We start from the raw sequence: 22,623 nt of genomic DNA on the forward strand, positions 1-22,623 counted from the left end.
TGCCGCCGGAGGCTGCTTTAAGCTGACCCATGATGGTTTGTGGGGTTATGATGCCACGACTATGGAGTGTGATGAAACGATGAAAAAAATAATGACATGCCTTGCTGTGCTTTCCGTTGCCGCTCTGTTTATCGGCACCTTTGTGTTTCTCTACGGCAAGTCCCACGGGCCGGTGGAGACTTTCGGGACGGTTTCGCCGTCCTATGGGGACATTTCCAACAGGATCCTCATCACGGGCCACATCGAGCCGAGAAAGGAGATCAACATCAAGTCCCGGGTGGCAGGCATCATCCAGAACCTGGAAAAAGAGGCGGGCATGTCCGTGAAGAAGGGCGAGATCATCGCCACCATCCAGATCGTGCCTGAGATGATCCAGTTGAGCGCGGCCCGCTCCCGTGTGGAGGTGGCCCGCATCAACCTCGCCAACTGCCGGGATACCCTTCGGCGTAACCGGGAGCTGTTTCAGTCCGCCTCCATTTCAGAGTCCAAGATGGACGAGCACGAGCTTGCCGCCGACCTGGCACAGGCTGAGCTCAAGGCCGCCAGGGAGAACCTCCAGCTTATTCTGGAGGGACGGGCAGGGGACAGGGACACCGCCTCCAATACCCTCATTCGCTCCACCATCGACGGGATGATCCTGAGTGTTCCGGTGAAGCAGGGGGACTCGGTCATTGAGAGCAACTCCATGAACGAGGGCACCACCATCGCCGTCATCGCGGACATGAAGGACATGATCTTCAAGGGAACCGTGGATGAAATCGACGTGGAAAAGGTGAAGACGGGCATGCCTGTGGCCGTGACCCTGAGCGCGGACCGCCAGAAGGTCCTGTCCGGGGTCACGGAGTTCATCTCCCCCAAGGGCACCCAGACCAACGGGGCGGTGAAGTTTGACCTGCGGGCCACCCTGGACCTTCCCAATGAGGGATTGCTGCGATCGGGCTACAGCGCGGCCGGAGAAATTGTCCTGGCCGAGCGAAAGCACGTGCTCATGATCGATGAAGGGGTGGTGACCTTTGAAGAGAAAGGGGCCTTCGTGAACCTCGTCACCGGTGAAGACCCCCTGGTCTGTGAACACCGCACCGTGACCACAGGCCTCTCCGACGGCATCCACGTGGAGATCGTCGCCGGCCTGGAACCCGGGGACAAGGTCAAGGCAGACGACAGCCTGGTCAAGAGCCTTGCAGGCCGACCGGGTGATGAAGAGTCGGATATGATGTAAGACAAACCGTCATCAGAGAAAAAACATGCCATGAAGAAGATCTTTATCAAATTATACCTCTTGCTGCTGCTTGTCCTGGCCGTGTGGATCGGGTCGTTTCTGGCTGTGCTGCCCTACCTTGAGTCCCTTGAAAAAGAGAACGACAAGCCTTCATCATGAAAGGGGTAATGAAGCCATTCAGTGAGTTCCGGGAAGTTCCCCCCTCCCGGTGGCCGGAGCTGGTGAGGGCCTTTGGCGAGGTGTCCGGCAGGCTTGCCTCGCTTGTGCCCCTGGTTGATGTGAAGGGCCTGGAAGAGGACGCACAGCAGGGCCTGCGAGACGGTAAACTCGTGAGTGATTACTCGGAAGACGCCTTTTACCGGCGGCTTGGCAAGAGCGATCAGGTGCTTCTGGTGGAGCCGGGGCGTGACGGGTCGAGCTGGTACACGGGGGAAGACGAGCGGGTCACGGACCTTACCGTGTTTCTGATATCCCGGGAACTTCAGCGACAGGACTCCCTTTCCGCCGAGGAGGCCCTTGCGGCCATCGGGCCGGTCTTCGGGTTTCCCGTGCGGCTGAGCAAGGCCCCTCCCGCCGACGGGGGACAAGGGGCTGTGGACCGCCTGGCCCGCAGGGGGATCTGGGTGGACAAGGAGGCAGACATTGCCTGGTGCACTCTCCCCGGTGTTGAGAGTTACCTTGTCCTCGGTTCCCTGGACGAGGGGGAGGCCCTGCTTTATTACGTATCGGTGTACTGTGTCCTTGGCATGTTCCTGGTCCTTATTGCCGCAGGGGCCTTTCTCTGGACCCGGCCCCTGTGGCGGGACCTCGATGCCCTCACCGGGGTGGCCGAGCGGTTCAAAAAAGGGGACCTGTCGGCCCGGGTGGCGGTTTCCAAGGGGTCGGCCGTGCATATCCTTGCAGAAGAGTTCAACGCCATGGCAGCACAGGTCCAGCGGGAGATTTCCTACCGTATCGACCTGGCCGATGCCGTCTCCCATGAGCTTCGCTCGCCCCTGGCGCGCCTCCAGTTTGCCTTCGGGCTCCTGGACGAAGCCACCGATGCCGGGGCAAGGCAGAAACTCAATGCAGAGATCCAGTGCAGCATCGAAGAATTAGACGGGCTGGTGGAAGAGCTGCTCGCTTTTTCCCGCATGGAGCATGGGGGCGAAAAACCTGATTTTCAAGAGGTGAACATGACCCGGTGGCTGGAGACGTTTCAAGCCGGGATTTCCGTGGTGAGGCCGGAGGTGGATGTGGCTTTCCAGGACCTCCTGGAACCTGAGCAGGCAACTGCCCTGGCTGAAGAACGCCTTTTGGGGCGGGCCCTGGGGAACCTTGTGGGCAATGCGGTGCGGTATGCCAAGAGCTCTGTTGAGGTGTCCCTGGAACGATCAGGGGACGACTTTTTCCTCACCGTGGAGGATGACGGGTGCGGCATTGCCGAGGAACACCGGGAAAACGTCTTTGTGCCCTTTATCCGACTGGATGAGAGCAGGGACAGGGAGTCCGGAAACCACGGCCTGGGCCTTGCCATTGTCCGCAGCATTGCCGAGCGCCACAGGGGCCGCGTGACCATCGGCGAGTCCCGCCTGGGCGGTGCCCTGGTCCGTTTGTCCTGGCCTGTTCAGGCCCCATCTATGAAGGATCGTCCCACGCCGTCGTGACAAGCAGGTACCCCGCCGCCCAGACGGTTTTGATTCGTTTGGGGCGCTTGGGGTCATCCCCCACCTTTTTCCTGACCCGTGAGACAAGAACATCCACGGATCGATCCTGCCCGTCGTAGGCCACACCACGAATTGTTGTTGAAATGTCATCACGGCTGACCACCTCGCCCGCCCTGGAGGCCAGGAGGGTGAGCAGGTTGAACTCGTTGGTGGTGAGGCTCAAGGGGGTCCCTGAAAGGAAGGCGTTTCGGTCCCGGGTGTCGATGACGAGGCTTCCGAAAGTGAAGGTGTCCGTGGCATGTCGGGGCTCGGCTTCCGCCTGGGTCCGCCGGAGCAGGGCCGTGAGCCGGGCAAGGAGCACCCGGGGCGTCATGGGTTTGGCCACATAGTCGTCGGCCCCGAGCTCCAGGCCCACCACGTGGTCGATGTCGTCCCCCTTGGCCGTGAGCATCAGAATGGGCCCGGTAAATGTGGGCCGGATGGCACGGCAAATGGAAAACCCGTCCAGGCCCGGCAGCATGATATCCAGGACAACCACCTTCGGCGAACACTCCGCCAGCCTTTTTTCCGCGCAATCTCCCCGCCGTTCCCATGTCACATCAAATCCATTTTTATCAAGGTACTCTTTGATCATCGGGGCAAGGCGGTTGTCGTCTTCAACCAGCAGCAGGGGGATCTTCTTTTCCATGTGAACAACTCCAGCGTGTAACGGAAAAAGATAGTTCTCAGACTGGGAATCCGAGAGGTTCGGCGCCCGGTATCCGACCGTGTCGGGTGGTGCGGCGGGGGAAACACATCACGATACGAGTCTGGTCGTACCATGGTTTTTTCCGTGGCGGCAACGGGTTTTTGCCGTCATTGGAACACTCCTCCCTTATGGGAACCTGTTTCTTCACATTTGTACACATTTTTACACACAATCTCCATAGAATGTGCCCCCTTGCCGGCTCTACACTGCGCCTTGAAGTCAACCCCCACGGTTACCGGAAACACGCGACCCGTCCGCCACGGCGGAATCGACCGTGCGTTAACTGAAAAGAAAAACCAGAACAAGGAGTCGGAATGAAAAATAAAGGAAACACAGCTGCGGTTGTTTTGTTTTTTGTCACACTCGTCGCATGCAGTGCCTGGAGCTCTCCCGCGCTCTGCAAAGGGGCGTGCATCGAAGAAGCGGCACCGGGCATCGGAGCTGTGCCTGCCTCCATGGAACCAGAGTATAGACGGGTGTTCTGCAAGTACACCAAGGTGGTTGCGCCCAATGGAAAGCCCATTCATATCCTTGCCCAGGACAAGATCAGTGACCTTCAAATGCTTCGGGCCAAAGGGGTGCTGGAGCATTACCTGAAAGACTTCCCCGGGTCTCTTTACGGCGAGGACAAATCCGCCGTGGCCAACCGAATGGCCGACAACGGCGCGGCGTTGCTTCTGTTGAACGGGAGCGACGATCGGTGGTTTCCTGTGAGGGTGGAGGGGCAACCGCTTTACCAGAATGAAATCCAGGTGGAAGGCGGGGAGTGGTACATGAACCAGGACTACGAGCACCACCGGGACGCCACCTTTGAAGAGATCCTTCACCTTGTCCATGACTACGGCATCGGCGTGGACGGACCCCATACCCTGCCGGGGGTCTTGCCCGGGCTGCAGGCCAGAATTCGTGTGGCCCAGCAATATGCCCTGGAAAACGGCCTGATGGGTGACCTGCCGGAAGAGGTGGTTGATGAGTGGACCCGGGAAAACAGCCTCTCCCAGGAGTACCTGGCCGCCGTGGTGGACAGCTGGTACGGCCTCTGGGGCGCCTGGCCGTGGAATGACCGCGGCATGTACGGGCATTATTGCGCAAAGGATCGGGAAGGCCTTCGACAGAACGACCCCATGGGGGCGGCCATCATGGACAACACCTTTTTTCACCCCTACCTCACCTACAACGCACGCATCGACCCCGGGTTTGAAGGGACCTTCTCCCTGCGGTTCGACCCCGAGCTTCCGTATACCCATCATTCCCGCTACCTCAAAGACGTCACCCTGACAGGGGACGAAAACAGCAACGTGCGGGTCAACGGGTACAACAACGACATCACGGGCAACCGTGGTGAAAACACGGTGTTGTTCAGCGGAAACTATGCTGAGTACACCATTCGCCTGAGAAGTGGCTTCAGCATCCGCGTTGAGGATGGGGTCCCAAACCGGGACGGCATCAACACCCTGAGAGACATCGAAGTGCTTACGTTCCAGGATCGCGTTCTGGTGTTGGGCCCAGAGTAACGGTTCAGTTTGTCTCCACCCGAGGTTTTTTTTAGCGGAAGGAAGTTCGGTTTCTCCCGGCGGCCTTGCTTTCGTAAAGGAGGGTGTCGGCCCGTTTGATGAGGCTGTCGATGGAGTCGTCGGGCCGCACGACGGTGGCGCCCATGGAGATGGTGACCCGCAGGGCGTTGCCGTTGTGGATGCATGTGGCGTTGGCAATGAGGGTGCGGAGGCGATTGCCCAGGGACTCCAGGGCCTCGGCCGTGATGCGGATGATGCCGATGAACGTTACTCCACCGCCCCCGTAGAGGTCAAAGGCCCGTGAGTTGGACACGAAGGTATCTGCGAGGGCTTTCAGGACCTTGTCTCCGGCGTCATGGCCGTAGGTGTCGTTGACCCTTTTGAAGTGGTCGATGTCCATGAAGAGGATGCCGAAGGGCACGCCGTAGCGCTTGTGCTCCTCCAAGTCCCCCTGGAGGGCCCGGAGGATGCCGGTGCGGTTGGCAAGCTGGGTGAGGATGTCCAGGAGGGCCAGCCTTTCCAGCTCCTTGATTCGCTGCTCAGTCAGGGTCTGGTAGCTGATGTCCGTGAAAAGCTCAATGCCCCCCACCACGTTGCCGTCAGTGTCGTTGAGGGTGCTGACCCGGACCGAGACCGGGATGCGGTGGCCGTTTTTGTGGTGCAGGAAGAGCTCAGCCTCCCTCATCTTTTTGTCGGCCATGGTTTTTTCCAGGGGGCACCGGCCGGTGCAGAGCTTGTTTCCCTTGCCGTCCAGGTGGGTGAGGATGTTCTCCGAGCATTTTTTGCCGAGGACCTCCTCTGCGGCGTATCCGGTGATGCGTTCTGCGGCTTTGTTCCAGAAGGTGATGGCGCGGTCTTTGTCCACGATGTACAGGCCGTCGTGGATGTTGTCGACGATTTTCGGGAATGCGGTTTTGATGTCCATGGGGCCCTTCTTTCGTGTTTCTGTCTTCAAAGACGGGCCGTGGAGGGGGGTGGGGCGGGGTAAAACCGGGTGTATCTTTTGATGTTACGACCTGTTGCGAGCATACCACAAAGTTTGCGCTGCGGGCAATGAAAGAGACCGGGGTGGGCAGGGCGATCAATACGAAGCGCGGGGACGAAGATGAAAATAACGGTAATTGCGAGGCTGCAAGATAGCCCACAGGTTAATACGCTGAAAGAAGAGATGGCAACGCACCCCGGAGCAGCAACCCTACGCCCGCTGCCACGTTTGCTCATGCGGGCAAACGTCGGTGACGTGATCGTTTGAAAGGCCGTGCAGCCAGAATCGACCACCGTTCACTCGGTTTGCTGCTATTTACAGTGCGAAGGAAGATGTATGAAATTTTCACGCCGTATCGAGTTCATGACTTACCACCTTATCAAATCATTAATAACTTTTATCGGGCTGATTCCCCGCGGACGGCAACCGGCTTGCTCATTTCGTCGGACATGCCTGGTTTAAGTACGATACACGGCATCGAACCGTGGCCATGGACAACCTGACCCACGTCTTCGGTGATTCCATGGACCAGAAAGCGCTTACGGGACTTGCCAAGCGGAATTTTGTCAACACGGCTCGTATTGTTTTTGAAATGGGGCAGAGCACCCGGTGGCCATTGGAGAGTATCTGCCATCGGTTTCGTTATTACGGTCTGAACCACGTCATCAATGCCCATAAGAAAGGGAAAGGGGTCTTGCTGGTTATGGCTCATATCGGCAATTGGGAACTTGCGGCCCCAGCTATTATGGCCTCCGGTTTTCAGTCCGCCGCAGTGTATCGAACCCTTGATTTCAAGCCTTTGGACCGATACACCAAGGAGCTTCGGCAAAAGTTCGGATGCCGTATGTACCCTACGCGAAGGGCTGTCTATGGTATTCGGAAAGAGCTTTTTAAAGGAAATCTCGTGGGGCTGCTTATTGATCAAAATGCCAGCAAACCCCGCCAAAGCGTTTTTGTGGACTTTTTGGGGAGAAAGGCCAGTGCCAATAAAGGCCTGGCCTTCTTTGCCATGGCCACCGACGTTCCCGTAATCTCTTTTTTTGTGGTACGAGAAAAAGGCAAATTTCGGGCGGAGTTCGGCCCGGAGGTTCCCGTGCTAAAGACCGGTGACCCGGAGAAAGACCTCGTGGAAAACACCCAGGCCTTTAACCGTGTCATCGAAGAGATGGTGCGGCGCTATCCGGATCAGTGGTTCTGGATCCACAGGCGTTGGAAGACCCGCCCCCTTCAGGAGTGCGTCCCTGCAAGGGAGGTTGGCCATCTCGAAACCCTGTAGACCAGGTTGTCGCTTGCCTTAAACCGTCGGCCCGTACAGGAACATCGGAGACAAAATCTAAATGCGTTGGACATGCAAGGGTGAGGCGACTTGCTGTTTTCCTGCTTTTGATGGCCCTGCTGGGTATTGCCATTATTGGAAATCCATGGCAAGTGAGTGGTGATGTGTTGATGCCGGAATCACCTTTACTCGACGTATAAGGCATAATCTATGACTTCATTTTCATTCCCCCTTATCAGTGATCGCCTCTCTCTTCGTCCCCCCCGGCCAACGGACCGCGATTTTTTCGTGGCCCTTTACGGTGATGCGGACGTGATGCGCTTTATTCCTCCCCACAATGCCCCCCTTGCCGAAGAGGAGGCGGCTCAGCGCCTCTGGGTGCTCATGGACCACTGGCGGGAATTCGGTTACGGGATGTTTGTGGTGTCGTGGAAAGAGACCGACGAACCCCTGGGCTACTGCGGACTTCGGTATCTTTCGGAGGTGGACGCCATTGAGTTGGGTGCCATCCTGGGCAAGAAGAGCTGGGGGCAGGGCGTTGGCCCAGAGGCCGGTCGGATGTGCATTGCGTTTGCCCGGGACCAGCTGAAGGCGGACCGCATCGTGTCCCTTACGGACCCTGAAAACGCTAGGTCCGGCCATGTCCTCACCGCCTTTGGCTTTTCCAGGCAGCCGGAGCTGGACGGCGAGTACCACGGCATGCCCCACCTCTTCTTTGAGATGGCCTTGCAACACGATCCCCCTTCGGCCTGACTGGTTTCTCAAGGCATATCCGGGTACGCCCCCCTGTAAAGAATAATCCCCATGCCCTTGAAGAGTATTCTCCACCCCGGTGCCGGGCGCCGGGGTGCCTTGCCCTGAGCCCTCGTGCATGTCCCGATTCGGCGGGGCGCTTTTTTTATGGCGGCCCGAGACCTGCCGTGGCACGCTTTGTGTAACATCTCTTACCCATACAGCGTTTCTATCCAAAAGACGATCCAGCCGGTGTTGACCGGTATGTATAGAGTAAGGGAGGATCCGTTATGAAGACCGTGAAAAGAGCCTATGTGCATGTGTTTTTTACAGCCGTGATTGCAGCATTTGTCATGGCCGTGACACCGGCCCATGCCGGTTTGTTTGATTTCACCCAAGGCAGGGTGGCCGCTCCGGGCAGTGACCTCCATGCTTTAGGCACCGAGGCCCTTGATCGCGGGCTCGGCGGTGTCAGCTATTTCACCAACGGCGAGGGCCGTGTGGTGGAGGTCCGGGCCAAAGAGATGGCCAACGGGGATCTGCGTGTTGCCGTCAGGCGTGTCCATATCCCGCAAAATTATGTCGCTGATACCCATGATCAGACCCTTGAGGCAGAGCGCACCTGGAACAGCCTGGCATCGCTCTCCGAACAACAGCCTTGGGTCGGCGGGTACGCGGTGCTGCCCCATGATGAAGGGGTGAAGGCGTATAAGCTCGGCGTGATGGTGGAAAACGAGTTCAACAGGAACCATCAGCGCGACAACTAAGTCGACCCTGCCTTGCAGGTGATCCGGGGAGCCCCCATGGGAGCTCCCCAATATCAAAGGGACAGGCAACACGGTTTCCATTCTTATGGCCCGGAGTCCCTTGCCGCTGAACAGAGAAAGATGTTGTGAAAACGTGAAATAACAACCCGCAGGAAGGGAGCGCAGCTGGTACCCGGCATGACGACTTCCACACGACTCCGTATCCCCCCTCCCATGATCCCTTGACCCGGCTGACCTTTCCCAGGCGTTACCCATAAAACCCAACCGCGAACCCGGTATGTGGTGCAGGAACCCATGACAACCGGACGCACATTATCCCAAGAGGCATCGGTGCCCCCGGGCATCGCGAAATAAACCATTTGGCCGGGCTTCACCGGCTTTGATACATCCTAAGATAGAGGCATCATCATATGAGTACCTTCAAAGGCATAACGTTTCATATCGTCACCGTGACCGTTGTTATGGTGGCGTTCAGCTTCTCCTCCGGCCCTGCTGTTGCAGGGCTTTTTGACTTTACCAAGGGCACGGTGGCCCAACCCGGCACCGAGCTCCATGAACTGGGGACCCAGGCATTGATGTCGGGCCTGGACGGCATCAGCTATTTCACCAACGGTGAGGGGAACGTCATGAAGGTCCAGGCCAAGGAGATGAGCAACGGCGATCTGCGAGTCGCTGTCAACAAGGTGCATATCCCCCGGGATTATGTCTCCGAAAACACCGACCAGGTCATGGAGGCGGAGCAAACCTTGAAAGAGCTTGATGTCCTGGCGGAAAAACAGCCCTGGATCGGTGGTTACGCGGTCCTTCCCCATGACGAAGGCGTAAAGGCATACCAGACCGGCGTGATGGTGGAGAACGAGCGGCGGCGAAGTGCCACCGGCGCTTACGACAACAACCGGTCCGATTGCTGCTGGGGGTTCTGATCCTCTCGGGGAACATTTTGCCAACAATTCTCTCCGGGCCTTCCCCCAGCCTTCCAACAGTCGGTGAGAAGGCCCGGTTCACAACGGTGCCCTGGGGCTGAAGCCCCGTTTACCCGAACGGGCGCATGGATTGATGTGTCCGTTTTTTTTGTTGGGGCCCGCCGGTGTTGTTATGGGATCTTCCCTCCATTGAACTCGTCCTGCCCTGCCCCATGATGGCCACCTGAGCTGAACTCATTTGAGGAGATCCCCATGGAACAGAACCTGGTTGCCTATACCGTTGCCATCACCCTGCTCACCGTCACCCCGGGCGTCGATACCCTCCTGGTGATCAGAAACACCACCCGGGGCGCCGTGAAGGACGGCTTTTTTACCAGCCTGGGCATTTGCTCGGGGCTTTTTGTCCATGCCGCCTTTTCCGCCGTGGGAATCTCGGTGATTCTCCTGCACTCTGCCATGGCCTTCGGGCTGCTCAAACTCGCAGGGGCTGCTTACCTGATCTGGCTGGGGATTGTGAGCCTGCGGTCGGCCGTTGCCAAGGGGAACGGGGACACAGACGCCGAAATCCCTCCGGGCTTCGGTGACTTTCGCGTGGGCCGTTCCCTTCGGGAAGGCTTTCTCTCCAATGTTTTAAACCCCAAACCCATTGTCTTTTACATGGCCTTTCTGCCCCAGTTCATCGACCCGGCCCGCCCGGCCCTGGCACAGGCCTTAGGGCTCGCCGGCCTGCACTTTGCCATCGCCATGGTGTGGCAGACGGGCCTTGCCGCCATGGTGAACCGCGCCAAATCCATCCTGATGAAGGAGAAGGTCCGCCGCACCATGGACGGAATCACCGGGGTGCTGATGGTGACCTTCGGGGTGCTGATGGTGACCTTCGGGGTGCTGTTGGGGTGGGAGAGGTGAGGCAGGAAATAGGTGATAGGAAAAACAAGTGATAGGAAAAACGGGTGATAGAAAAAACAGGTGATAGGTTATAGGCGATGGGGTATTTTCTATCACCTATCACCTATCACCTATCACCTATCACCTATCACCTGATTTACCCGCTTTTTCGGAACACTTCTGCAATGCCCTCCAGGGCCGCCTGGATCACGGGCTCGTTTTCCCGCTTTTTTGCATACCCGAAGGAAAGGGGCAGGGTCAGGTCTTCGCCGTCCCAGACAGCAAGGGTGCCTGCTTTTTCAGCCTTTAGCGCCTCGTCGCGCAGCATGATGGAGAGGCCGATGCCGGACTGGACCATGGTGGTGATGGTGGACTCGTTGTCCGAGAGCATGGCCGTGCCCGGTCGAATGCCGCCATGCTGCATCAGGGGCGTCAGGGCTTCGTTGTAAGGGCAGTGGGGTGGAAACCCCACCCAGGGCAGGGAGGCGATGGCTTGCCAGGACGCTCCTTTGATCTTGTCTGCCCAGTCGGCGGGCCCGGCTATCACCAGGTCGATCTCTTGGAGAAAGAGGCCGGAGATCTCATTGTGGGGGCACGATCCGTAGTAAAATCCGCCGTCGATGACACCCGCTTTCAAATCCAGGAGAATTTTGCCGGAGATGCTCTGGTGGTAGGAGAGGTGCACCCCGGGGTGCCGGTTTTTGAGCCAGGTGGCAAAGGGGGCGACCCTGAGTCCGGAGGGATCTGAGTTGAGCCCGATGCGCAGGTCCCCGGTGAGTTCCCGGCGCAGCTTCTGGGCCTGGAGTTCCATGGCGCGGGTTGCCTCCAGGATGGTTTCGGCCGAGGCCTTCAAGACCTTGCCTTCATCGGTAAGGACCATGCCTTTGGGGGTGCGGTGGAACAAAGTCGTGCCCAGGGTCTCCTCAAGGGCCTTGATGTGGGCGCTGACGGCGGGTTGGCTGGTGTTGAGCCGCTCGGCCGCGCGGGTCAGGTGGGCTTCTTCCGCCACCGCCACAAAGGTTTTCAACTGGTAGATTTCCACGGTTTCCCCCTGATCAGGATTTGTGAAGAGGCTGATCCGCTCTTACGATTGGATGAAAATTACCACACCGGTGTAGTGTAAAGACAGTATTATTTACTTTCATTGAGGTGGGGTATGAGACAAACAGTCGGAGCGGTGTGGCAGGTGGTGAAACCCCTTTTTACGGCGGAGGACTCCCGGTTGCAGAAGGCGGAGCTGCGTTGTACATGGGGCGGAGCAAGGTGGGAAGGGGTGGTGAAAACCATGGTCTGGTACGGGCTGGCAGGCGCCGGGGTGATGCTGGTGGCACGGTTGTAGCCCATTTCTGAATACCCATGGGTCTGAAAACACGGCAATACCCGGTATTCGCGTTAAGGTTTTTTAAAGGAACGACCGAAGAGAAAGAGACAAAGCAGCTTCAACGGGCGAAAGCCAAGGCAGCGCAGGGGCATCCCGCGAGCTGCCGGATCACACGACACGCGTTGACGGGCACAGGCAATGGTCTCTTTTTTTGGATTCGGAAGCGGAAAACCCGCCGGGCCCCGGCCCCTGGCACCGGGACGGGTGGTGAGGGCACGGGTGGTTCAGGCCAACCCCGACGGCACCGCCACCCTCAAGATCGGCAAGCGGGAGGTGGAGGCCACCGTGAACCAGCCCATGAAGAGCGGGGCCCTCATGCGCATGCGCGTCACCGATGTGGGCACAGAGCACATCGCCCTGCGCCGCCTGACCTTTGCAAACCATCCCGTGGGTCGCTACCTCGTAGCCCTTCGAAACCTGGGCCGCCAGGGACCGTTCCAGCATCTTTTTACCCTCTTCGGCACCGACCTTCCGGCCAAGGGAGCCACCGCCGCCACCCATCTGAAAGAAAAACTCCAGCGCTTTGTCTCCCAGATTGCCGTAAAACCCGGAAAGAGCGGCGTGGAAGATATTCGGCGCATGGTGCGCCAGTCCGGCCTCATGCATGAACACAACCTCATGCAGGGTGGGGGAGAAGGCGAAGAAGACTTAAAGGGCCTCTCCCTGAAGCTTGCCCGGGCCGTGAAGCGGGAAGAACCCATCGGAAAGGCGGTGAAAGCCCTTATCGACGGCATTGAAAAACTCCAGGTGGTGAACCGCGCCACAGGTGAGGTGTCCGGTCGCTTTCTTTTACCCCTGCCCATTGTGATGGACGGCAACCTAAGCTTTGGCCAGCTCCTCATCGACCGGGGGGAGGAGGGCGCCTCGGGCGGCGACGCAAAGGACCGGGTGACGCGGGTTTCCATGCTTCTGGACCTCACCCGTCTCGGAGAACTCCGGGCCGATATCTCTCTGCTTAAAGGGGCGGTGACGGGCACTTTTTCCGTGACAACCCCGGAGGCCGAAGCCCTCCTCGCAGACGATCTTGAAATGCTGAACCACAGCCTGGCCGAGAGAGGTTTTTCCGTGAGAAAGATGAACGTGCAGCGCGTGGACCGGGCCGTGATGGCGGGCACCTCCCTGGTGGATGAGCTGGTGGACGCAATGGATGGGCTCCATGTCTCCATCTGATAAAAAACGGCAGACCGCCGTGGCCTTAGGGTACAAGACCGGCGAGGGCAACGCGCCCAAAGTCAAGGCCAAGGGACGCGGGCCCATGGCCGAAAAGATCATCGACCTGGCCCGGGAACACGGGGTGCCCATCCAGAGCGACCCCGACCTGGTGGAAGTCCTGGCAGCACTGGACCTCGACATGGAGATTCCCGAAGAGATCTACGCCGTGGTGGCCGAACTCCTTGCCTTTGTCTACCGCACCAACAACAAAGCCCCGTAAAACCTTTATTCTTCGACCCATAAAAGTCTCCGACAGCCCTTTCGAGAGCATATCTTTTGTTTTTTCTGCGAAGTGAGAAGCTGCGCAATCGCGCCCTTACATGGGTATGACGCGTCACCCTTGATGTCGTGAGGTAGGGTGCGCTTTAGCCGCCGAAAAATCGTAGCGGTCATGAAACCCCATGCCCGACTGATACAGCATAGAGATAGCAGAAGACGGTGGTTTTCCGAACTATCTTTCATATATTTTCGGAAGAATGAAACGGGTCTCTCCTGCAAAGGCGATTGCCAGATGTCACACATCACGCGAATACCCCGATAACACGGGCGGATAGGTTGCCTTCATGCCTTCGCCAGAGGGTTTGCCGGAGCCCCCACCTCGCCGTCGGAGTTATTCCGGTTAAAGTCAAGCGAATCCCAAAAGTTCTGCATCGTGTTTTTAGAAGAATGAAACGGGCCTCTCCTGCAAAGACGGTTGCCGGATGTCACACAACACGCGAATGCCCCGATAACGCAGGCAGAATGGCTGCCTTCATGCATTCGCCATAGGGTTTCAAGGTGCCCCCACCTTGCCGCCGGAGGCCTGTGCCTGATTTTTCAAACCGCTTTATGTGGGTTATCCGAGAACGATGCCGAAGGGCTGGAGGAGCTGGAAGGCGTTTCCCCGGTCGAAGATGGCCCCTTTGAGGTTGTTGTGGCAGGGGTTGATGGTAAAACCTGCAGCGCCCCTGAAGTCGGCATCTTTGAAGGCGCAGCTGGAGAAGGTGGTGGCGCGGAACTGGACGTTGGTAAAATCGGTTTCCCTGAGGGTGCACTCGCGGAAGTTGGTCTCTTCGATGGTGCAGTCCGAAAAGGGGGTTTTCCTGAGGTCGAGGCCGGTGAAGGTGCAGGAGATGAGCCTGGTCTTGACATAGGCCAGGTTGATACAGAAATCGTTGAGGGTGCTGAAGTTGATGCCCGCGATTTTGCATGCCTCGAACCGGACCCCGTCAAAGGTGGTGCGCAGCACCTCGGACATCATCAGGGAGGAGGAGTGGAAGGTGCAGTTTTCAAAGGTGGTGTTGGTGAGGGTGGTGTTTGAGAAGGTGCAATGCTCGAAGGCACACCCTTCGAAGACCTTGCCGGAGAGGTTGGCGCCCGTGGCGTCCACATGGGTGAAGGTTTCGTCGTAAAAGTCGTCCTGGTCGTAAATCATGGCGGTTTGGTGTGTCATCCCGTGGGGTTCCTGTGGTTGAGGCCGTTTTTGTGTCGGGCCCACGATACCACAAGGTGATTTTGTTTCCTATTGGGATTCACGACCTCACATGGGGACGCCCGCGGGCGACCGTTCCTTGAGGAAACGGCCGCCTGCAGGTTGGACGGTCAGGGTGTTCAAGTGCATTCGCGACCTTATCCGATTCCCATGGCAGCTGCCTGGTTGGCGAGCTCGTCACGGAAGTCGGGGTGGGCGATGCTGATGAGGGCCTGGGCCCGCTCCACCGTGGACTTGCCCTTGAGCTGCACCATGCCGTACTCGGTGGCCACGTACTGGACCAGGGAGCGGGGCAGGGTGACAATGGAGCCCGGGGCCAGGGTGGGGTTGATACGGGAGTGTACCTCCCCTTTGCTGTCGGTGTAGGTGGAGCTGATGCCGATGATTCCCTTACCGCCCTTGGAGCCGAAGGCGCCGAAGATGAAGTCGAGCTGTCCCCCGGTGCCCGAGACCTGGCGGGTGCCTGCAGATTCGGAGCAGACCTGGCTGAAGAGGTCGATGGCCACGGCATTGTTGACGGCCACCACCTTGGGGTTCAAGGCCACGATCTTGGGGTCGTTGATGTAGTGCACCGGATAGGAGGCGCAGGTGGGGTTGTTGTGGAGGAAGTCGTAGAGCTTCTGGGTGCCCATGGCAAAGGTGTAGGCCATCTTGTACTTGTCGATGACTTTCCTGGCCCCGGTGATCTTGCCGCACTCATAAAGATCCACACAGGAATCCACCAGCATCTCGGTGTGGACCCCCAGGTCTTTGAGGTCGCTTTCCGCCAGCATGCTGCCGATGACGTTGGGCAGGGCGCCGATGCCCAGCTGGAGACAGGAGCCGTCTTCGATGACCTCCATGATGTGGGCTGCAATGGGCCGGTCGATGTCCGAGGCGTTGGCTCCGGGGACCTCCACGAGGGTGTCGGTGCGACCCTCCACCACCGCGTCCACGCGGCTGATGTGGATGGACTCCTGGTTGCCGCCCAGGCAGTTGGGCACGTTGGGGTTCACCTCCACCACCACGCGGCGGGCCTTGTCCACGGCCGCGGAACTCATGGAGTTGGAGAGGCCGTAGTTGAAGTAGCCACGCTCGTCCATGGGGCCAGTGGTGAGGACGACGATGTCGTAGTCCTGGTACTTCCGCATGATGCGGGGGCCCTGGTGATAGGTCAGGGGGATGTAGTTGCAGCGGCCCTGCTTGTGAAGTTTTCGGCTGACGCCTCCGAAGTGCCAGTCGTTGAGGATGAAGTGTTTGCCTTCGGGATCCACCTCGGCCACTTTGGGCATCTGGGTGAAGCAGACGCTGTCCACGTTGACTCCGGTGACCCGGTCTTTCTGGGCGGCCAGGGCGGCATCGCACAATCTCGGGAAGAGGGTGAACTCCCCGTAAAAGATTCGGTCGCCCGATGTCACTCCCGCCATGGCTTCCGCAGCGCCGGCTCTTTTCAGTTCATATTCACGCTCTACTCGCTCGCTCATCTGGCCCTCCTTACTTGCGGTTCGGTGTGCCGGGAACAACGGTGTTCCCTTGAAAACCACGTGTCGCACCGAGAATAAAAATGATTACACCAGAAAACAGTCACAAATAAAGGAACCGTTATACACGCAAGGTGAGAGAAATTCAATATATTCGCAATGAATACACGCTGTTAATCTGTCGTAACGCAATTCACACATAGAAATAGATTCCTGGGTATATGAAAGCGTTCTGTGAAAAATTACAAGTACGCAATCGCCACCAATTTTAACTTTTGCTGTTTTTTTCCGGGAAAGCCCGAAAAAGGGAATAAAGCGGGAACATCAAGTTGACAACCCGTTGGTCTTTTGTGGATAGTCAAAAGGTAACCCCGGATATTTCACGAGTCGAGTGCACCCATAGATCTACTGTTTTTCCCCTGGGATGAGGAGGTCGGACCGGCATGAAAATATCAACGATGAGTCTGCTTGAGGAGCTGGAACGCCCCGAGTATGCATCCATGAAAAAAGCCTTTCGAAGGCGGCGCTATGTGAAAAACGAGACCATCGCCTTTCCCGAGGACTCCCCCAACGAGGTGTTCGTGGTGGCTGAAGGGCGCCTGCGCGTGTTCAGGGCCTATGAGGAGAAAGAGTTCACCTTTGCGGTGCTGGAGGCCGGGGATATCTACAGCAGCCACACCGGCGCCCATGTGGTGGCCCTCACCGACGGGGCCCTTCTCGTCACGGACGTGGGGACCTTTCACCGGGAGATGATGCAGGCCCCGGCCGTGACCCAGGCCATGGTCCGGGTGCTGGGGGGCCTCTTGAAAAACGCCTTTCAGATCATCGACAGCCTCGTCTTCAGCGACAGCACCGCACGCCTTGCCGCTTTTCTCCTCTCCGAAGCCCGAAACGAGCCACAAGGGCCCGTGGTACGCCTTGCCGTGACCATCGAAGAGCTTGCCCTCCACCTGGGCATGTCCCGCCAGACAGCCTCCACCCTCCTTGCCGACATGGGCCGCTCCGGCATCATCCAAAAGCTGGGCCGCGGGGTCTACCGCATCGAAGACACCCCACGGCTTGAAGAGCTGGCCCGCTGATTCATTTGACTTCGGTGGGTTATGTCGGCTGGGCGACAGAAGCGGTGCCTGGACTCTGGTAAGGTGACGATATAACCGTGGGGTGTCGCGGGCCTTGCCGGAAGGGTTCTGCGAGGCGTGGGCACCGGGAGATGAAGGAGGTCGGCATGGCAAAGGAAAAACGGACGGTGGAAGAGCTTTCCATGTGGGATGACGCCCGGGCGATGATCAAAAAAGCCCGGACTGAAGGCATTGAAACGGCATGGGAGCGCCTGGAACAGCAGACCCCCCACTGCAAATTCTGCGAGCTCGGCACCACGTGTCGGAACTGCACCATGGGGCCCTGCCGCATCAGCCCGAAAAAGGGCGGCAAGATGCAGCGGGGCGTGTGCGGCGCCGACGCAGATGTGGTGGTGGCCCGCAACTTCGGCCGGTTTATCGCCGGCGGGGCTGCGGGTCACTCCGACCATGGCCGGGACCTCATTGAGGTGCTGGCCGGGGTGGCCGAGGGCCAGTGCCCGGACTACGGGATCCGGGATCAGGACAAGCTCATTCGCATTGCCGGGGAGCTGGGCGTGGAGATAGAAGGACGAGCAGACACAGAGATCGCCGGAGACCTCGCCGAGGTGCTCTTCGGGGATTTCGGGAGCCGAAAGGCCGAAGTGGCCTTTTTGCAGCGGGTGCCTGCACGTCGACGCGAGACCTGGAACAAGCTGGGCATGACCCCTCGGGGCGTGGATCGTGAGATCGCCGAGATGATGCACCGAACCCACATGGGTTGCGACAACGACGCCCCGAGCACCCTGATCCATGCGGCGCGCACGGCCCTTGCCGACGGATGGGCCGGGTCCATGATCGGCACCGAGCTTTCGGACATCATTTTCGGCACCCCCACGCCGTCTAAGTCCACGGCCAGCCTGGGGGTGCTCAAGAAAGACCAGGTCAATATCCTGGTCCACGGCCACAACCCCGTTGTCTCGGAGATGATCCTGGCCGCGGCCCGCCTGCCGGAGCTCGTGGACCGGGCCCGGGCAGCCGGGGCGTCCGGCATCAACGTCTGCGGCCTGTGCTGCACGGGCAACGAGCTGCTGATGCGCCAGGGGATTCCCATGGCCGGGAACCACCTCATGACCGAACTCTCAATTGTCACCGGCGCCGTGGAAGCCGTGGTGGTGGACTATCAGTGCATCATGCCCAGCATGGTCCAGATCTCCGGCTGCTACCACACCCGGTTCATCACCACCTCGGGCAAGGCCCGCTTTACCGGGGCCACCCATTTTGACATTCATCCGGAAAACGCCATGGAAAAGGCCACGGAGATCGTTGTCATGGCCGTGGATGCCTTTGCTGAGCGGGATGCCTCCAGGGTAGACATCCCCGACGAGCAGGTCCCCATCATGACCGGGTTCTCCAACGAGGCGATCCTGGCGGCCGTGGGCGGCACCCCCGACCCCCTCATCGAGGCCATGAAGCGGGGTGCCATCCGGGGCGTGGTGGGCATCGTGGGATGCAACAACCCCAAATTTACCCAGGACGCTCTTAACGTGGGCCTGGCAAAGGCCCTTATTAAAAAGGACATCCTCGTGCTGGTGACGGGCTGCGTCACCACCGCCGCTGGCAAGGCCGGACTCCTCGTGCCCGAGGGCATTGACATGGCCGGGCCCGGGCTCAAAGAGGTGTGCGGATCCCTGGGCATCCCCCCGGTGCTCCACATGGGCAGCTGCGTGGACAACGCCCGGATCCTTCAGCTCTGCGCCCTCCTTGCCGAAACCTGCGGCGTGGATATCTCCGACCTTCCCGTGGCCGCCTCCTCCCCGGAGTGGTACTCGGAAAAAGCCGCAGCCATCGGTCTCTACGCCGTGGCCTCAGGCATCGAGACCCACCTGGGCCATCCCCCCAATATCCTGGGCTCCGACACCGTGACACACCTCGCCACCGAAGGCCTCGAAGACCTTGTGGGCGCGCGGTTTATCATTGAAAAAGATCCGGAAGAGGCCGCTGAACGCCTGGACAGACGCATTACGGCCAAACGGGTGGGGCTGGGGTGGACGCCCTAAGTGAGACAAGGGCTCAAGGAGGAAAAAACAGCCTCCGGCGGCGAGGTGAGCCACCTCGAAAGCTGATTGCCCTTGCGTTTCGCCCTTCGTTCCTCAGGGCAAATCGCAAGGGCGTTCGCCGCGGGCTTTGCCCGCCACCAACGCTGGTGACTGTATGCGTATTGTCACAAGAATTGGCCGGGTGAGGAAGCGGTGCCGTTACTTTTTTAGAAGGGGTTTCATCTGAATGCCTCCGGCGATTTGCCGGAGGCATTTTTTCGTTACGCTGCTGTGTGCTCGTTTCGCTCCCAGGCTCCGCCTGGGAGTGTCGGGTGCAAGGCTCTGCCTTGCCGGAGTATGAAATTAAACAGGTGGGGGGCTCACAGGCTTCGGTGGCATCAAAAGATGGAGGCAGAGCCTCCGGGGAGCATTCCCAGGCGGAGCCTGGGAACGAGGAGGCGGTGTCGTTGCTTTTCCAAAATCGGTTTTCATCTCAATGCCTCCGGCGATTTGCCGGGCACGTTTTCGTTACGCAGTTGTGTGTTCATTACTCCGCTCCCAGGCTCCGCCTGGGAGTGTCGGGTGCAAGGCTCTGCCTTGCCGATGTATGAAATCAAACAGTGGGGGGCTCACAGGCTTCGGTGGCATCAAAAGATGGAGGCAGAGCCTCCGGGGAGCATTCCCAGGCGGAGCCTGGGAACGAGCAAGCGGTGCTATTGCTTTACCAGAATCGGTTGACGTTTGTTGACCATGAAGATTTCATCGCGCTTCTATAAACACCCAAGCCACTGCCCACGGGCGCAGCCCGTAAGCGAATGCGACACCCCGAGGAACGAGGGGTGGAGCATTCGCGAACCCGGGTTATTTTTCCCGGAGGACCTGGCCCCTTGAGGTAAAGGAGATGCCCTGCTGGGCCCGGGTGCTGATCATGATGGTCTCGATGAGGGCCGGGGTGATGGGGCTGTCTGCTTCCCAGGAGACGATGAAGCTGGCGCCTGAGCCCCCGGTTTTGTCGGACTCCTTGAGGATGAAGCGGGTGGCGGCCAGGGGCGCGATGGTCTGGGGCTTTTTGATGTGGCGCCTGATGAGTTTGCCTTTTGATCCGTAGTAGTCCACACGGCTGATGGTGATGGGGCTGTGGGGATCGGTGTTGCGGATGCTTAAGGTCACGGCCAGGTCAAAGGGCTTTCCCATGTTTCCGCTGTAGATATGGGAGTAGACCGGAACGTAGACGGTCTGCCCCTTGGACGCGGCATGGGCGAAGGGGACGGGCAGGGCGAGAAGGGCCACGAGGGTGAAAGCTGCCAGGGTGCGTGCGAATGTCATGTGTCGGTCCTCTCTGTTGGCTGTTGATGCGTCAGTATACGGTCAGGCGCCCGAAGCCTCTATCTTTTTTTCTCATGGCCTCGTTTTTTCTTTACAAAAGGGGCTCATCATACAGCATTTTTCCTATCCCCTATCCCCTATCCCCTATCCCCTATCCCCTATCCCCTATCCCCTGATTTCCCTGCATCTCCTGTTTCAGGTAGCACTTCTGGGCAAAGGCAGCGATCTCCGCTTCCAGATTGGGCAGCTCCGAATCCCCGAAGACCGCGTCCATGAAGGGGACGATGCGATCGGAAGGAGAGCCGGCGTGCATCCTGTGTTTTTGGGTGATGGACTGAATCTGGGAGGTGGCTGCTGTCTCCTGCATGCATCCGAAGGGGCCCACATGGTAGATGCCGCTGATGCGGGGCATCTCTCCCTTGGTGAAAAGGTAGGCCTCGCCGATGGAGATGGGGGATTCTCCCTGGATGTGCCGGTCGTACACCAGGTCTTTCTGGATCTGGCTGAGGAGGTGCTCGGAGTCGTGGCTCTCCCTGCCTTTGAGAAAGTCCCGGAAGGGCGCGGTGAGTTTTTTGCCCCGGCTCTGCATGTAGCTCTTTTTGATCATGGACAGGACCAGGCGTTTCCAGTTGTAGGCTTTTTTGAACTCTTCGATGGCTGTTTTGTTGGTGTATCCCATCCACTGGCCCAGGGGGGAGAGCATCACCTCCAGCCCGTATTTTTCCAAAAGCAGGATGGACTCCTGGTTGGCGTTTCGGTGGAGCCTGACAAAAATCTCTCCGTTGATAACCACCACGGGTTTTCTGGGGATACCCGGGTCGATGAGGCCCTGAAAGCCTTCCTGGGCACGGGCCATGAAGGCGAGATACTCCTTTGAACCCGCACGTCTGGCAACCATGGCGTAGAGCTCGTCGGTGAGGCTGTCGTAGAGGGCCTGGGTAGAGCCCGCCTCTTTTTCGTAGGGCCGTGTCCGCAGCAGGGCGTTGCCCAGGATGTCCAGGCAGGAGGTGCCCTTGAAGAGCCCGGCCGCCTGCCTCAGGATTTCCCAGTCGGAGACGGGCACGTTGGTGTAATCCTTTTCCGCATCCGGGCTCAGGATGTCCACGTTGCCCAGGCCGTTTTCTCGGAAGAGCTGCTTTAAGATGACGTGATACTGGCCGAATCGGCAGGGGCCCTGGGCCATAGGCTGGAAGACCACGGCTTCGGTGTTGGGGTTGATGCCCCGGTCCATGAGGCTGTAGAGCCAGGCCAGGCAGTCCCCCACCTGGTAGGCAAAGGGCATGCAGGTGTTGGTGCCCACCATCTTGCGGGCGATCTCCTGGGCCCTGCCGGTCTGGGTGGGCATAACCTCGGCGGTGAAGCCCATGCTTCGGAAGGTGGCGGCCAGCACATGGGAGTTGTCCCCCATGTAGGGGATGCCGACGCGTTTGTTTTTGAGGACCACCGGCCTTATTTTTCGCCGGAAGTCCGCCAGGCGAACGGGCTTGGGCCGATGGGTCTTCACCACCTCGTTGTTGGCCAGGGTGCGGGTGCCGAACTGGGCGTTGCTGGAGTGGCCGTCTGTCTGGAGGATCAGGTGGGGTTTCCCCGCTTTGTTCATGATGGCCTCCTCGTGGTAGAGGAGGATGGAGTCGGTGCCGCAGTTGAAGTTGGTGGCCCGCACCGGGTAGAGGTTCGGTCCAAGGGCGGTCTCCAGGGTGTACCGGATGATGGTTTTGCCCTGGACCCAGTACATGTTTTCGGCAATGTCGCTGATATCGAACTCCGGGGGCCTGGTAAAAAAGGCGGGCACAAAGTGGAGGCCGTGGGAGGCGAAGAGTTCGTGGATACGGGATCCGGCCTTGTTGTCCAGCAGGGTGTAGCCCCGGCCGATGCCCATGAAGATGTTTTCTCCCTTGGCCGTGAGCCCTTCGATGATCTTTTCTCCCCGGCTGTAGATGTCAAAGAGGCACTCGGCCTCGGCCTTGCGGGCACTTTCCACAGC

The 22,623-nt window shown here is 58.9% G+C and carries 20 protein-coding genes and 1 pseudogene; 14 read left to right on the forward strand and 7 right to left on the reverse strand.

Going from position 1 to position 22,623, the window contains the following annotated elements; genetic code table 11:
* Positions 1-91: 91 nt before the first annotated feature.
* From ACOYW1_RS01495 to ACOYW1_RS01505, 3 genes are read left to right on the forward strand one after another with little or no spacing between them, the layout of a single operon-like run.
* Positions 92-1,219, forward strand: coding sequence for an efflux RND transporter periplasmic adaptor subunit (locus ACOYW1_RS01495; protein WP_482414899.1), 1,128 nt, complete (start codon positions 92-94; stop codon positions 1,217-1,219).
* Between the two features lie 30 nt (positions 1,220-1,249).
* Complete coding sequence (locus tag ACOYW1_RS01500; protein WP_482421393.1) at positions 1,250-1,378, forward strand: hypothetical protein; 129 nt, start codon at positions 1,250-1,252, stop codon at positions 1,376-1,378.
* 8 nt (positions 1,379-1,386) lie between these two features.
* On the forward strand, positions 1,387-2,865 hold the full coding sequence (locus ACOYW1_RS01505) for an ATP-binding protein (RefSeq protein ID WP_482421394.1): 1,479 nt from the start codon (positions 1,387-1,389) through the stop codon (positions 2,863-2,865).
* Here the strand turns inward: ACOYW1_RS01505 and ACOYW1_RS01510 are convergent.
* Positions 2,837-3,553, reverse strand: coding sequence for a winged helix-turn-helix domain-containing protein (locus ACOYW1_RS01510; RefSeq protein ID WP_482414901.1), 717 nt, complete (start codon positions 3,551-3,553; stop codon positions 2,837-2,839). The two genes, ACOYW1_RS01505 and ACOYW1_RS01510, sit on opposite strands and share 29 nt — an antisense overlap.
* 374 nt (positions 3,554-3,927) lie before the next feature.
* Between ACOYW1_RS01510 and ACOYW1_RS01515 the strand changes: the two genes are divergently transcribed.
* Positions 3,928-5,127: a hypothetical protein gene (locus tag ACOYW1_RS01515; protein WP_482421395.1), complete on the forward strand. Its 1,200-nt coding sequence runs from the start codon at positions 3,928-3,930 to the stop codon at positions 5,125-5,127.
* A gap of 31 nt (positions 5,128-5,158) precedes the next feature.
* Here ACOYW1_RS01515 and ACOYW1_RS01520 read toward each other — a convergent pair whose 3' ends face one another.
* Complete coding sequence (locus ACOYW1_RS01520) at positions 5,159-6,052, reverse strand: sensor domain-containing diguanylate cyclase (protein WP_482421396.1); 894 nt, start codon at positions 6,050-6,052, stop codon at positions 5,159-5,161.
* A 499-nt stretch (positions 6,053-6,551) separates the two neighbouring features.
* On the opposite strand from ACOYW1_RS01520, the pseudogene ACOYW1_RS01525 reads away from it, so the two are divergent.
* From ACOYW1_RS01525 to ACOYW1_RS01545, 5 genes and pseudogenes are all read left to right on the forward strand, one after another.
* Positions 6,552-7,388, forward strand: a pseudogene (locus ACOYW1_RS01525) (lysophospholipid acyltransferase family protein); the annotation flags it as partial.
* 210 nt (positions 7,389-7,598) lie between these two features.
* Entirely contained in the window at positions 7,599-8,141 is a 543-nt protein-coding gene (locus ACOYW1_RS01530; RefSeq protein WP_482421397.1) for a GNAT family N-acetyltransferase, read from the forward strand.
* A 269-nt stretch (positions 8,142-8,410) separates the two neighbouring features.
* Entirely contained in the window at positions 8,411-8,887 is a 477-nt protein-coding gene (locus tag ACOYW1_RS01535) for a hypothetical protein (protein WP_482421398.1), read from the forward strand.
* 410 nt (positions 8,888-9,297) lie between these two features.
* Positions 9,298-9,810, forward strand: a complete 513-nt coding sequence (locus ACOYW1_RS01540; protein ID WP_482414907.1) for a hypothetical protein — start codon at positions 9,298-9,300, stop codon at positions 9,808-9,810.
* Between the two features lie 252 nt (positions 9,811-10,062).
* Positions 10,063-10,716, forward strand: coding sequence for a LysE family translocator (locus tag ACOYW1_RS01545; protein ID WP_482421399.1), 654 nt, complete (start codon positions 10,063-10,065; stop codon positions 10,714-10,716).
* A 136-nt stretch (positions 10,717-10,852) separates the two neighbouring features.
* Here ACOYW1_RS01545 and ACOYW1_RS01550 read toward each other — a convergent pair whose 3' ends face one another.
* Positions 10,853-11,737 (reverse strand): LysR family transcriptional regulator, encoded by an 885-nt coding sequence (locus ACOYW1_RS01550; RefSeq protein ID WP_482421400.1) that lies wholly within the window; start codon positions 11,735-11,737, stop codon positions 10,853-10,855.
* 114 nt (positions 11,738-11,851) lie between these two features.
* Between ACOYW1_RS01550 and ACOYW1_RS01555 the strand changes: the two genes are divergently transcribed.
* From ACOYW1_RS01555 to ACOYW1_RS01565, 3 genes are all read left to right on the forward strand, one after another.
* Positions 11,852-12,034, forward strand: a complete 183-nt coding sequence (locus ACOYW1_RS01555; RefSeq protein WP_482421401.1) for a hypothetical protein — start codon at positions 11,852-11,854, stop codon at positions 12,032-12,034.
* Between the two features lie 180 nt (positions 12,035-12,214).
* Positions 12,215-13,246: a flagellar hook-length control protein FliK gene (gene fliK, locus ACOYW1_RS01560; RefSeq protein ID WP_482421402.1), complete on the forward strand. Its 1,032-nt coding sequence runs from the start codon at positions 12,215-12,217 to the stop codon at positions 13,244-13,246.
* The gene (locus ACOYW1_RS01565; RefSeq protein ID WP_218950920.1) at positions 13,233-13,508 is read left to right on the forward strand and encodes an EscU/YscU/HrcU family type III secretion system export apparatus switch protein; all 276 of its coding nucleotides are present in this window, start codon (positions 13,233-13,235) and stop codon (positions 13,506-13,508) included. The genes fliK and ACOYW1_RS01565 overlap by 14 nt, the downstream gene beginning before the upstream one ends.
* A gap of 615 nt (positions 13,509-14,123) precedes the next feature.
* On the opposite strand, the gene ACOYW1_RS01570 is transcribed toward ACOYW1_RS01565, so the two are convergent.
* Positions 14,124-14,720, reverse strand: coding sequence for a pentapeptide repeat-containing protein (locus tag ACOYW1_RS01570; RefSeq protein ID WP_482421403.1), 597 nt, complete (start codon positions 14,718-14,720; stop codon positions 14,124-14,126).
* Positions 14,721-14,896: 176 nt separating this feature from the next.
* Positions 14,897-16,222, reverse strand: coding sequence for an acetyl-CoA hydrolase/transferase family protein (locus tag ACOYW1_RS01575; protein WP_482421404.1), 1,326 nt, complete (start codon positions 16,220-16,222; stop codon positions 14,897-14,899).
* Between the two features lie 440 nt (positions 16,223-16,662).
* Between ACOYW1_RS01575 and ACOYW1_RS01580 the strand changes: the two genes are divergently transcribed.
* Both ACOYW1_RS01580 and cooS read left to right on the forward strand, forming a co-directional pair.
* Positions 16,663-17,298, forward strand: a complete 636-nt coding sequence (locus ACOYW1_RS01580; protein ID WP_482421405.1) for a Crp/Fnr family transcriptional regulator — start codon at positions 16,663-16,665, stop codon at positions 17,296-17,298.
* 146 nt (positions 17,299-17,444) lie between these two features.
* The gene (gene cooS, locus ACOYW1_RS01585) at positions 17,445-19,334 is read left to right on the forward strand and encodes an anaerobic carbon-monoxide dehydrogenase catalytic subunit (protein WP_482421406.1); all 1,890 of its coding nucleotides are present in this window, start codon (positions 17,445-17,447) and stop codon (positions 19,332-19,334) included.
* 840 nt (positions 19,335-20,174) lie between these two features.
* Here the strand turns inward: cooS and ACOYW1_RS01590 are convergent.
* Positions 20,175-20,639 (reverse strand): DUF3124 domain-containing protein, encoded by a 465-nt coding sequence (locus ACOYW1_RS01590; protein ID WP_482421407.1) that lies wholly within the window; start codon positions 20,637-20,639, stop codon positions 20,175-20,177.
* A 151-nt stretch (positions 20,640-20,790) separates the two neighbouring features.
* Positions 20,791-22,620 (reverse strand): hypothetical protein, encoded by a 1,830-nt coding sequence (locus ACOYW1_RS01595; RefSeq protein ID WP_482421408.1) that lies wholly within the window; start codon positions 22,618-22,620, stop codon positions 20,791-20,793.
* Between the last annotated feature and the right edge of the window lie 3 nt (positions 22,621-22,623).

The organism is Desulfoluna sp. CYM3A, assembly GCF_056829965.1.